Source organism: Shimia sp. R9_2 (assembly GCF_017743735.1).
Lineage (GTDB): Bacteria > Pseudomonadota > Alphaproteobacteria > Rhodobacterales > Rhodobacteraceae > Shimia.
Genome location: NZ_JAGHRO010000001.1, coordinates 786,792 through 798,397, shown reverse-complemented (window position 1 = coordinate 798,397; position 11,606 = coordinate 786,792). Strand labels below are relative to the sequence as shown.

General features: G+C 61.0%; 14 protein-coding genes. 9 read left to right on the top strand and 5 right to left on the bottom strand.

The window, feature by feature from the left end:
* Nucleotides 1-4: 4 nt before the first annotated feature.
* The 3 genes from ggt to J7400_RS03730 all read right to left on the bottom strand — a co-directional run bounded on the left by ggt (nucleotide 5) and on the right by J7400_RS03730 (nucleotide 3,423).
* The gene (ggt, locus tag J7400_RS03740; protein WP_209059589.1) at nucleotides 5-1,786 is read right to left on the bottom strand and encodes a gamma-glutamyltransferase; all 1,782 of its coding nucleotides are present in this window, start codon (nucleotides 1,784-1,786) and stop codon (nucleotides 5-7) included.
* Between the two features lie 80 nt (nucleotides 1,787-1,866).
* The gene (gene thpR / locus J7400_RS03735; protein ID WP_209059580.1) at nucleotides 1,867-2,418 is read right to left on the bottom strand and encodes an RNA 2',3'-cyclic phosphodiesterase; all 552 of its coding nucleotides are present in this window, start codon (nucleotides 2,416-2,418) and stop codon (nucleotides 1,867-1,869) included.
* A gap of 18 nt (nucleotides 2,419-2,436) precedes the next feature.
* Nucleotides 2,437-3,423, bottom strand: a complete 987-nt coding sequence (locus J7400_RS03730) for a D-glycerate dehydrogenase (protein ID WP_209059577.1) — start codon at nucleotides 3,421-3,423, stop codon at nucleotides 2,437-2,439.
* Nucleotides 3,424-3,512: 89 nt separating this feature from the next.
* Here J7400_RS03730 and J7400_RS03725 point away from each other — a divergent pair, with 89 nt between their 5' ends.
* Nucleotides 3,513-4,058, top strand: a complete 546-nt coding sequence (locus J7400_RS03725; RefSeq protein WP_247738579.1) for an SH3 domain-containing protein — start codon at nucleotides 3,513-3,515, stop codon at nucleotides 4,056-4,058.
* Between the two features lie 417 nt (nucleotides 4,059-4,475).
* Nucleotides 4,476-5,063 (top strand): hypothetical protein, encoded by a 588-nt coding sequence (locus J7400_RS03720; RefSeq protein WP_209059574.1) that lies wholly within the window; start codon nucleotides 4,476-4,478, stop codon nucleotides 5,061-5,063.
* A gap of 271 nt (nucleotides 5,064-5,334) precedes the next feature.
* On the opposite strand, the gene rpe is transcribed toward J7400_RS03720, so the two are convergent.
* Complete coding sequence (rpe, locus tag J7400_RS03715; protein WP_209059572.1) at nucleotides 5,335-6,024, bottom strand: ribulose-phosphate 3-epimerase; 690 nt, start codon at nucleotides 6,022-6,024, stop codon at nucleotides 5,335-5,337.
* A 280-nt stretch (nucleotides 6,025-6,304) separates the two neighbouring features.
* Between rpe and J7400_RS03710 the strand changes: the two genes are divergently transcribed.
* From J7400_RS03710 to J7400_RS03695, 4 genes are read left to right on the top strand one after another with little or no spacing between them, the layout of a single operon-like run.
* Nucleotides 6,305-7,213 carry an urease accessory protein UreD gene (locus J7400_RS03710; protein ID WP_209059569.1) on the top strand — a complete coding sequence of 303 codons (909 nt, stop codon included), beginning with the start codon at nucleotides 6,305-6,307 and terminating at the stop codon, nucleotides 7,211-7,213.
* Nucleotides 7,214-7,217: 4 nt separating this feature from the next.
* Nucleotides 7,218-7,520, top strand: a complete 303-nt coding sequence (locus J7400_RS03705; RefSeq protein ID WP_209059566.1) for an urease subunit gamma — start codon at nucleotides 7,218-7,220, stop codon at nucleotides 7,518-7,520.
* A gap of 20 nt (nucleotides 7,521-7,540) precedes the next feature.
* Nucleotides 7,541-7,684, top strand: coding sequence for a hypothetical protein (locus J7400_RS03700; protein ID WP_209059560.1), 144 nt, complete (start codon nucleotides 7,541-7,543; stop codon nucleotides 7,682-7,684).
* The gene (locus J7400_RS03695; protein ID WP_209059558.1) at nucleotides 7,681-7,989 is read left to right on the top strand and encodes an urease subunit beta; all 309 of its coding nucleotides are present in this window, start codon (nucleotides 7,681-7,683) and stop codon (nucleotides 7,987-7,989) included. The genes J7400_RS03700 and J7400_RS03695 overlap by 4 nt, the downstream gene beginning before the upstream one ends.
* Nucleotides 7,990-8,099: 110 nt before the next feature.
* On the opposite strand, the gene J7400_RS03690 is transcribed toward J7400_RS03695, so the two are convergent.
* Entirely contained in the window at nucleotides 8,100-8,804 is a 705-nt protein-coding gene (locus J7400_RS03690) for a hypothetical protein (RefSeq protein ID WP_209059542.1), read from the bottom strand.
* An 80-nt stretch (nucleotides 8,805-8,884) separates the two neighbouring features.
* Between J7400_RS03690 and ureC the strand changes: the two genes are divergently transcribed.
* The 3 genes from ureC to J7400_RS03675 all read left to right on the top strand — a co-directional run bounded on the left by ureC (nucleotide 8,885) and on the right by J7400_RS03675 (nucleotide 11,582).
* Entirely contained in the window at nucleotides 8,885-10,624 is a 1,740-nt protein-coding gene (ureC, locus tag J7400_RS03685; RefSeq protein ID WP_209059539.1) for an urease subunit alpha, read from the top strand.
* An 11-nt stretch (nucleotides 10,625-10,635) separates the two neighbouring features.
* Nucleotides 10,636-11,220, top strand: a complete 585-nt coding sequence (locus J7400_RS03680; protein WP_209059537.1) for a hypothetical protein — start codon at nucleotides 10,636-10,638, stop codon at nucleotides 11,218-11,220.
* A 137-nt stretch (nucleotides 11,221-11,357) separates the two neighbouring features.
* Nucleotides 11,358-11,582 (top strand): DUF1127 domain-containing protein, encoded by a 225-nt coding sequence (locus tag J7400_RS03675; RefSeq protein ID WP_209059535.1) that lies wholly within the window; start codon nucleotides 11,358-11,360, stop codon nucleotides 11,580-11,582.
* Nucleotides 11,583-11,606 lie beyond the last annotated feature (24 nt).

The window sequence follows — 11,606 nt, the reverse complement described above, 5'->3', positions numbered from 1 at the left end:
GCGCTTATTCGCCATAGGCCACCCCTTCGCGGCGGTTGTCCGCCCCGCCCTGCAACCCATCACCAATTGCGATGGCATGCAAGCCAGAGTTCAGCCCACGCACATTCACCTCAAAGCCCATCTGTGTCAGCGGGGCCTCAAAATCAGCAGCCGAGGTGCCTTCTTCCACATCATAGGTGCCAAAACGATTTACCAGATGCGGCAAATCAATCGCGGCCTGCACATCCATGCCCCAATCCATATGGGCAATGATGGTCTTGGCCACATAGCCGATGATCCGGCTGCCGCCCGGGCTGCCAATCACCAGCACAGGCTTGTCATCCTTCAGCACAATCGTCGGCGCCATGGAGGAACGCGGGCGTTTGCCCGGCTCCACACGGTTGGCCACCGGCACGCCGTCATTGTGGGAGCGGAAGGAGAAATCTGTCAGCTCATTGTTGAGCAGATAGCCCCGCGCCATCACCCGGCTGCCAAAGCCGTTCTCAATCGTGGTGGTCATCGACAATGCGTTGCCATAGCTGTCCACAATCGAGATGTGGGATGTGGAGGGCTGCGCAAATGTCTGCCCGTCTCCCCAGTTCAGCGCATGGTCAAACTCCGGCGTGCCCGGTGCCACGCTTTCCAGCGCCTTGCCTCCTGACAGTAGCTCTGCCCGCGCCGCCAGATAGTCTGGCGCCACCAGTCCGGCGGTGGGCACCGGCACAAAATCACTGTCCGCCATGTAACGTCCACGGTCGGCAAAGGCCAAACGCGAGGCATCCCCGATCAGCCGCCAGGCATCCGCACTCTCAGGCCCCATGCCCGCCATGTCATAAGACCCAACCAGCCCAAGGATCTGCCCCACGGTCAGCGCACCAGAGGAGGGCGGCCCCATGCCGCAGACATCGTGCTCGCGGTATTCAACACAGACCGCATCGCGCTCTTTCACCTGATAGAGCGCCATATCCACCGTGCTCAGCACACCGGGATTGTCGGCACTGCGCACCGTGGCCACAATATCCGTGGCAATCTCACCGGTGTAAAACGGATCCGCGCCATGCTCCGCCATCAGGCGCAGGCTCTCTGCATAATCTGCGTTCTGCAAAACACTGCCTTCCGCCAGTGGCTCGCCACCGGGCAGGAAATAAGCCGCCGTGGTCGGATGGCTTGAGAGTCGCTCCGCGTCTTTGGCCACCGCGCCAGCAAGGCGTGGAGAAACCGCAAAGCCGTTTTCCGCATGGCCAATCGCGGCCTCAAGCAGGCCGGGCCAGGCGCTGCGCCCCCAGCGGCGATGCGCTTCTTCCATCAGCATCGGCGTGCCCGGCACCCCGACAGAGCGCCCACCAACCACCGCATCAAAGAACTTCATGCGCTCGCCGGTCTCATCCAGAAACAGCTTCGGTGTGGCCGCAATCGGCGCTTTCTCCCGCCCATCGAGCGTGGTCACCGTGCCGCTCTCAGCATCATACCAGACCAGAAACGCGCCGCCGCCAAGGCCAGAGCTTTGCGGCTCCACCAGCCCCAGCACCGATTGCACAGCCACCATGGCATCCGCCGCAGAGCCCCCGGCGCGCAGCACATCTGCGCCCGCCTCAACCGCCAGCGGATTGGCCGCTGCGACCATCCAGTTTTTCGCCGATGTGGGGCTGCCCGCCTCCTTGGCCTTCTGCGCCGCCATCAAGGCTTCGGGGATTTGCCCGCCAAGCTGAGTCGCCCCCTCCGGCGCAATACTGTCCGCCGCCTCCTGCGCCAAACTCATGCTTGCCATCAGGCAAGCCACGGAAACACTTAATGAAAAACGCTTCATTCCACTCTCCCTAAATCGGAAACCACAAGGCCAATTCCCGCTCTCAAAATCCCGAGCGATCCACCTGAAGACAGCTTAGGTCAGAGCGGCGGCATCACCAACAGCGGATAATCGCTGAGCACCTCATACTGCGCGCCAACTGAGGTCAGATGCGAGCGATAGAGCGCAAATTCAGACACCGAGACCGGCCACATATCGTAATGCGCACCGCGCGAAATCGCGCCTTGGATCTTCTCCGGCGCGTGCTGCCCGTCGCGAAACCGGCTCAGCGTGACATGGGGGCGAAAGCGACGCTTCTCGATCTTCATGCCCACCCGGCGCGCGACGCGAGCCACATCAGCCTGCAACGCCATCAACGCCGGATCCGGCGCCACCAACAGCGCCAGACAGCGGCTTTTCGCGCCGCCCACGATGTCGATGCCCTTGAGGGTCATCTCAAAGCCCGGCGCGCGGATCATCTCCAGCTCTTCATGCAGCATCTCAAGCTGCTCCACCGGCTGATCATCCAGAAAGGCCAGCGTCACATGCAAATTGGCCGCAGGCACGGGGGTGCCAACGGCCAAACTGTCCTGCATATCCAGCAGGCGGTCTTCTTCGGGGCCATCCAGCGGTATGCCAACAAAGGCGCGCATGGGGTCAGCGCCGCCCGCTCAGAGCATCGCTGGTACAACCAGATCCGGTGGGCGGTGGCCGTCGTCAAAGGTCTTGATGTTGATCAGGACTTTCTCACCCATCTCAATGCGCCCTTCCACGGTGGCCGAGCCCATATGCGGCATCAGCACCACATTGGGCACACCGCGCAGATCCGGATGCACCTCATGGCCATGCTCATAAACGTCGAGCCCTGCACCGGCGAGATCTCCGTTCTTGAGCGCCCGCACCATGGCGTTCTCGTCAATCACTTCCCCACGGGAGGTGTTGATGATGACAGAGGAGGGCTTCATCAGCTTCAACCGGCGCGCGTTCAGCAGGTGGAAGGTCGATGGCGTATGCGGGCAGTTCACGGAAATCACATCCATACGCGCCAGCATCTGATCGAGGCTTTCCCAATAGGTCGCCTCATATTGCTCTTCAATCTCGGGGCGCAGACGGCGGCGGTTGTGATAGTGAATTTGCATGCCACAGGCATGCGCACGCCGCGCCACAGCCGTGCCGATGCGGCCCATGCCCAGAATGCCCAGCCGCTTGCCGCTCACCCGGCCACCCAGCAGCGTGGTGGGGGCCCAGCCGTCCCATTCACCCGACTGCATCCGCTGCACGCCTTCGCTCACGCGGCGGGTCACACCAAGGATCAGCGCCAGCGCCATATCCGCCGTGTCATCCGCCGACACACCCGGCGTGTTGGAGACCAAAACACCGCGCTGACGGGCCGAAGCCACATCGATGTGGTCCACCCCCGCGCCATAGTTGGCAATCAGCTTTAGCCGCTCGCCGGACTGCGCAATCATGTTTGCGTCGATCTTGTCGCTCAGCGTTGGCACAAGGACATCCGCGTCCTTCATGGCCGCCGCCAGTTCCTCGCGGCTCATCGGGGCGTCATCCTCCCGCAACCGCACATCAAACAGCTCCGACAGCCGTGTCTCAACCGCTTCTGGCAGACGTCGCGTTACGACAACACTCAGACGTTGCTTTGGCATTCGATGCCTCCCAATGCTTTCCAAATCAGCCTGTTGATGTCACAGTGCAACACAGGCCAGCGGGGCACAAGAACCCCTCCGCACCTTCAATGCAGAAAATAACAGGCAAAATGTTCACCTTGGGTCGAAAATCTCTTGTGAGCTTGGCCGCAGCTTTGCTGTTGGCGCTCACAAATTCCGTTGCGGCAGAAGTACAAGCCGACCAAAAGCGCGGGCCGGTCACCAACCTGCCTTTACCGCGCTATGTGTCTTTGAAAGCCAGCAAGGCCAACGTCCGGCGCGGCCCCTCGCGCACGCACCGGATCGACTGGGTTTTCACCCGCAAATCCATGCCGCTTCAGATCACCGCCGAATATGGTCACTGGCGCCGCGTGCGCGACATCGAAGGCGCAGGCGGCTGGGTGCATTACTCGCTTCTGTCCGGCGTACGCACGGTGATTGTCCAGAAAGACATGCTGCCGCTCGCCATCCGCCCGGAAGCCGAAACACAGGCCGCCGCGCATCTTGAGCTGGGCGTGATCGCGAAACTTGAAGAATGTAATCCAGACTGGTGCCGCCTGAAGGCGGGTGGCTACAAAGGCTGGGTCCAGAAATCCGACCTTTGGGGCGTGTCAGCCGAGGAAATCCGCGACTGATCTGCCCGCTGTCGCTTGGAAAACCTCTCACAGGCATCGGGCGCAACCATCAGGGCTGGCTGCGGTCTCGAAGCACACTCAAGGCCACACAGCGCAGCGCCCAATCCGCTTGATGACGCGCGGGTGCGATGCTGGCGAAGAGGCCAATACCGGATGCTGCGCCTAGTAACGATTGCAGCAATGCGCAGAAAGCCGACTTTGCAAAGTCAGACGCAGGGCAGTAACAACGCGGGACAAAGCGGACTTTTACGGAAAAGAGACGGACGACCGCTTCTGAACTCGCGCATCCGGTCAATGACAACTCTTGTGTTCAAGAGGTGCCCGATGCTGTTTGATATCGAGACTTACGGCAAGGCTTGCTGGGGTTTCACGAAAATCAGAGTTAGATGTGCATAAGACATAGAAAGAGTGAACCTGATGCCTCATGAATACTCTGCCGAAAACCATGACTGGGATTTGACGCTGCACGCCGCTTTCGAACTGCTTCAAGTCGGCAAAGTCATGGATCAGCGGCCCCGCACCGGCAACATGAGCATGGGGTTCTCAGCATTCACAGGATCTATGCTATTATCTTTCTCTGCTATCGAGAGCTTCTCCGCCTCAGTAGCATTCTCAATGCCCCAAACTGATAAGTTTAGCAGCTTCGATTTTGAGGCTTATCGTCGCGAAAGAACATTTTGGGGAAAGCTCGATATGCTGTTCGCCGCGACAGATCAGACCGTCGATAAGTCAAAAGGCTTGTTTCAGACCATTTCTGATATGCAGCGTTGGAGAAACCTCGTAACACATGCTTCGCCGTATCGGATCGAAAAGGTCGAGATAGAAAACACGACCACGGCGGTTAGAAAGGTTCACAAGCCGAAGCACGCCAAGGAATACACGCGTAGTGTTAATGTTGAGATGGCGTCCAAATTCTATCAGGCAGCGTTCGACTATATTGAGTTCTTAAAGTCTGGTTGTGGACTAGAGCCGCGAGCGCAGGCAATGTTCAAAGTCGGCGGATAGAACCCAGCGCCAGTTCTCTCGGGATAGCAACCGTTCATCTCCATCGCAGCATCGGTAGGTTTGGGCTCTCAGAAGTCTTTCGCGGCTGTCTTTGCCAAGGACCGCTGTGGGCTGACAGCGATGCTTCACCCCAAACAGGCGAGTAGCCGCAAAGTCCCGCTCACCTACCTTCGCAACCATCAAACCAAACACCGCCCCGCTGACGCCCTCAGAGCTCTCCCGTCGAGCGTCATACTTCTATGACGCTCCACAGGCACTCATTGCGCGCTGCTTACTGTGCCGCCTCTGCCGCTGCACGGATGGCGCGGATGTTTTCGCCGTAGACCTGCGCCTGATCGACAGAGCCGCCTTTGAACACAGCAGAGCCCGCCACCAGCACATCGGCACCGGCCGCAGCCACCAATGGGGCGGTCTCCGTGGTCACGCCGCCGTCGATCTGAATGTGGATCTCGCGATCGCCAATCATCTCGCGACAGCGGCGGGTTTTCTCGACACCGGAGTGGATGAACTTCTGCCCGCCAAAGCCGGGGTTCACGGTCATGATCAGCACCATATCCACCAGATCCATCACATGCTCGATGCTCTCCAGCGGCGTGCCGGGGTTGAGGCTTACACCCGCCTTCACGCCCTGTGCCTTGATCGCCTGCAACGTGCGGTGAATATGCGGACCTGCCTCCACATGGGCGGTGATCATATCAGCACCGGCCTCGGCATAGGCCTCGATATAGGGATCCACCGGCGCGATCATCAGATGCACATCCATGAAGGTTTTCACATGCGGACGGAAGGCTTTCACCGCTGGCGGGCCAAAGGTCAGGTTGGGCACAAAATGGCCGTCCATCACATCCACATGCACCCAATCCGCGCCCTGATCCTCAATCGCGCGGATCTCCGCGCCAAAGTTGGCAAAATCCGCTGACAGGATGGATGGGGCGATCTTAATCTTGCGATCAAAGCTCATATCTGGCTCCTCTCCGGCCACGCCGGGATCTGAAGGGCTGCGGGGTCAGACCTGTTGTCAGACTGCGCAAAATGGCGACATCGCCCCCTCTGAAGGCGATTCGAAACTGGCGGCAAAATGGCGAGAGAGAGGGCAAATTTCAATCGAATTGGCATCCGCACCGCAAAGTTCACAATCCGCCTAATTTTTCATCTTAGGTTTTCAGTTAGCGCAAAAATTGCACGCACCGCACAAATGCGCTCAAAAATCGGGCAGCCTCACTTTCCGCCCGGCGCAACCGATGCGAGTCAAAGGCAAATTCCCTGCCGAAAGACCGGAGAGTGCCATCACCGCGCTGACACCCATATCACGTCCAGAGCCTGCCCTGCCACCCACGCAGCAGCCGCGCGCACAAGGCAGTGCCGACATCCGCAGCAAGCTGCGCGAGGGCAGCTCCGTTCTGGATGATCTGCGCCTGTCCGGCTCCAACCGCGTCCTGTTTCCGCACGCAAACTACGCGCGCGGCCGCACCAAGGCGCTGCAAGCGGTTCTGCTCAACACCGCAGGCGGCATCACCGGAGGCGACCGTTTCTCCGTTGCCGCCGCCGCAGGCACGGGCAGCCATCTCACCGTGACCACCCAGGCCGCCGAGCGGGCGTATCGCAGCATCGACGCAAAGCCCGGCCGGCTGGACAGCACACTCACCCTGTCTGAGAACAGCCAACTCGATTGGCTGCCACAGGAAACCATCCTGTTTGACGGCGCATCGCTGTCGCGCAGCCTGACCGTCAACATGCATAAAACCGCCCGCTTCCTGATGGTGGAGCCTTTGATTTTTGGCCGCACCGCCATGGGTGAAACCGTGCGCAAAGCCGATATCTTTGACCGCATCACCGTGACCCGTGGAGACAAGCTGCTGTTTGCAGACCGGGTCAAACTCAGCGGCAATATTCAGGCCCAGCTTGACCGCCCCACCATCGCAGGCGGTGCCCGCGCCATGGCCACGCTTTTGCTGGCCGCACCGGATGCGGCCCGCCATCTGGACGCCCTGCGCGCGCTTATGCCTGCAACGGCAGGGGCCAGCGTGATCCGCGACGGCCTCCTCTTTGCGCGCATTCTGGCCGAAGACGGCCACGCCCTGCGCCAATCCCTCATTCCCGCGCTCACGCTTCTGCACGGCGCTGATATTCCCCGAACATGGATGCTCTGACCACATGCAACTGACTCCCCGCGAAAAGGACAAACTGCTGATCGCCATGGCGGCCGAGGTCGCCCGCAAGCGCCTCGCGCGCGGCGTAAAGCTCAACCACCCAGAGGCCATTGCCCTGATCACCGACGCCGTTGTGGAAGGCGCACGTGACGGCCGCTCCGTGGCCGACCTCATGCAATCGGGCGCACAGGTCATCACGCGTGGGCAGTGCATGGAGGGCATCCCCGAGATGATCCATGAGGTGCAGGTGGAGGCCACCTTCCCCGATGGCACCAAGCTCGTCACCGTCCACAATCCGATCCGCTGACCAAAACAGAAAGACCCATCATGCAACGTTTTGCCGTCACCTCCCTCCCCGCCAAAAGCGCCGCTCCGGCCTTGGCACAATCCAGTGACCCCCTGCTGCTCGCACAGCTGGCAGGCAGCTTCACCCTTGGCGCACTTGGTCTTCTCGCGTGGTCCCTGCAATGATCCCCGGCGAACTGATCCCCGCAGAGGGCGAACTCACCCTGAACGAACACGCCGAAGTCACCACCCTCATGGTGGCCAACACCGGCGACCGCCCCATTCAGGTGGGCAGCCACTACCATTTTGCCGAAACCAATCCGGCTCTGGAATTTGACCGCGCCGCCGCCCATGGCCTGCGTCTGGACATCGCCGCCGGCACCGCCGTGCGCTTTGAGCCGGGCCAACGCCGCGAAGTGAACCTCATCCCGGTTTCAGGCGCGCGCCGCATTTACGGATTTAATCAGAAAGTCATGGGGCCTCTCTCATGACATAACCCCAAGGAGATTTTGATGCAGACACTTGCCATGGGCTCTATCACGGCCTCACTGAACGGGTTTATCTTCATGTCGCGCATGATGGAGCGCAACATGCGCACCTCTCATGCCATGACCAAGGCCATGATGACCTCCATGGGCCTGCGCCGCCCGGACACCGTCTCAGAGGTGTCTGCACCCTTAACCGCACCGCCTGCCACCGTTGTGGCCAAACCGGTCCCGGTGACCAAACCTGCCGCCAAACGCCCGCCCCGCCGCAAAGCCAGCACCGCGACCAAGGCCAGAGCCAAGACCTCCCGCCCTGCATCACGCGCAGCCGCCAAACCCGCGCCCTCAGAGCCGAGCTTCAAAACCACCAGCGCCAATGTCGCGACATCACCTGCGCCAAAAGTCGCCAAACCCGCCGCGCCGGAAGCTCCAGCGGCAAAACCCGCGCCAAAGGCCAAGCCCGCCATCAAAACGGCAAAGACCGCAAACGCGCCTGCGACTAAGGCCGCCACAACCAAACCTGCAGCCGCCAAAGCTGCCGCCAAACCAACGGTGGCCAAAACTGCAGAGCCCAAAACGCCAAAAACAGCCGCGCCAAAGGCCAAACCCGCCGCAAAGACTGCAACACCCGCGCCCGCAAAAGCCGCGCCCAAAACCAAGGCCAAAGCAAAGGCAAGCACAGCTGCTGCCCCCAAAGCGGCCGCCAAACCCGCACCCGCGGCCAAAACCGCAACGCCCAGCGCCGAGCCTTCAGCGACACAGGCACAGCCACCAGCGCCGACGCGCAAACCCAAACGCCAGCCTTCCAAGCCTCCGGCCATGCCGCAGGCTGCAAAACCCAAAAAGTAATCCAGAGGCGGGCCCCGCCCGCCCTCTGCGCAACCAACAGAGACGTCCTGAAATGCCAGCCAAAATTTCCCGCTCCGACTATGCCGCCATGTTTGGCCCCACCGTGGGTGACAAGCTGCGCCTCGCTGACACCGATCTTGTGATCGAGGTGGAGCGGGATCTCACCGCCGAGAAAGCGGGCAACGGCAATGCGCTCAGCTATGGCGAAGAGGTCAAATTCGGCGGCGGCAAGGTGATCCGCGACGGCATGGGCCAGGCGCAAACCACCCGCGCCGAAGGCGCTGTGGACACGGTCATCACCAACGCGCTGATCGTCGATCACACCGGCATCTACAAAGCCGACGTGGGCCTCAAGGATGGGCGCATCGCCAAGATCGGCAAGGCGGGCAACCCCGACACCCAACCGGGCGTGGACATCATCGTTGGCCCCGGCACCGAAGCCATCGCGGGAGAGGGCAAAATCCTGACTGCAGGCGGTTTTGACAGCCACATCCACTACATCTGCCCCCAGCAGATCGAGGATGCGCTGCACTCGGGCCTCACCACCATGCTTGGCGGCGGCACCGGCCCGGCCCACGGCACGCTGGCCACCACCTGCACCCCCGGCCCCTGGCACATTGGCCGCATGCTGCAATCTGCCGACGCCTTCCCGATGAACCTCGCCTTTGCGGGCAAAGGCAACGCCTCGCTGCCTGCGGCCATCGAAGAGCAAGTGAAGGCAGGCGCCTGCGCGCTCAAACTGCACGAAGACTGGGGCACCACGCCCGCCGCGATTGATTGCTGCCTCTCGGTGGCCGATGCCATGGACGTGCAGGTGATGATCCACACCGACACGCTCAACGAAAGCGGCTTTGTTGAAAACACCGTGGCCGCCATGAAAGGCCGCACCATCCACGCCTTCCACACCGAGGGCGCAGGCGGCGGTCACGCCCCTGACATCATCAAGATCTGCGGCGAAGAGCATGTGCTGCCCTCCTCCACCAACCCCACACGGCCCTTCACCGTGAACACGGTGGATGAGCATCTCGACATGCTCATGGTCTGCCACCATCTCGACAAATCCATCCCCGAGGATGTGGCCTTTGCCGAAAGCCGCATCCGGCGCGAAACCATTGCGGCTGAGGACATCCTGCATGACATGGGCGCGTTCTCGATCATCGCGTCCGATAGCCAGGCCATGGGCCGCGTCGGCGAAGTGCTGATCCGCACATGGCAGACCGCTGACAAAATGAAGAAACAGCGCGGCCGCCTTGCTGAGGAGACCGGCGAAAACGACAACTTCCGCGTCCGCCGTTATATCGCCAAATACACCATCAACCCCGCCATCGCCCATGGCATCGCCCATCAGATCGGCTCCATTGAAGAAGGCAAGCGCGCCGATCTCGTGCTGTGGAACCCGGCCTTCTTTGGCGTGAAGCCGGAAATGGTGCTGATTGGCGGCTCGATTGTCTGTGCGCAGATGGGCGACCCCAACGCCTCCATCCCAACGCCCCAGCCGGTCTACTCCCGCCCGATGTTTGGCGCCTATGGCCGTGCCGTGGAAAATGCTGCCGTTGTGTTTGTGTCAGAAGCGGCACAAGCGGAAAACATCGGTGCGTCACTGGGCTTGGCAAAACAAACCATCGCGGTTCAGAATACCCGCAAGATTGGCAAGTCGGATCTGAAACTGAACGCCGCCACCCCGGAAATCGAAGTCAACCCAGAGACTTACGAGGTGCGCGCCGACGGCGAACTTCTAACCTGTCAGCCTGCCGAGGTGCTGCCCATGGCACAGCGGTACTTTATGTTCTGACCGGAGGCCTTATGCGCGCACTTCTTCTCGCCCTCACCTGCTTTGCCAGCCCTCTCGCTGCGCAATGCCCAACCGCTTCTGACATGGAAACCGGCATCCGCCTGGTCGACATGGAAGGCACCGTGGAAACCTATGAGGCCTTCGGCGAAAACCACATTCGCGGCGCGTGGGAAGAAGGCTCTGAAGTGCTGTCGAAGTTTGTCCTGCTCAAAGGCATCTATCTTGTGGAGTATTTTGATGTGAGCGACGGCAACGCCATCACCAGCTCCCGCAGAACCCACAGCTACCCCCTGCCGCCCGAAAAAGCGCCGCTCCCGGTCGCCGGCGGGCGCTGGGACACCAACGTGGTGACCATGGACAGCGAAGGCGTCGTCAGCGGCACCGAAAGCTACCTCTTCGGCGACCCGACACAGGTCACGCTTGGCGGCTGCAGCTACGACATGATCGCGGTCACCGCCATCTACCATGACGACGACGGTTATCAGGAAACCCTGCACTACCTGCCCGAACTCGGCTTCTCCTACCTCTCTGAGTCCAAATCCAAAGACGCAGAGCCAGACCGCTATGTCTATGTCCGGATCGAAGCCGCAAACTAATCCCCGCCCTGCGCTGACGCTGCATTGCAGCAAACGCAGGCCAGCTATGACGAAAGACCCCGTGCACATGCCCCTCCATTTCCCCCATATAAAGCGCCAGGGGAGGACCGAACGTTTTACTCAAACCGAGGTTCATCATGGCACTGACCGACACAACATCCGCCGCACCGCTCACTCTGGGCAAAGTGCTGGCCGCTCCGTTCCGCGCAATCGGCAATGGCTTCGTTTCGCTGATCGAAAACAACAGCCGCATTCAGCAGGTCGACCGACTGAACGCACTGACCGACGCCCAGCTGGCAGCACGTGGCCTGAAGCGCGAGGACATCGTGCAGCACGTCTTCCGCGACTACATGCATCTCTGATCCTGCGGGCAACCGGGGGGGCGC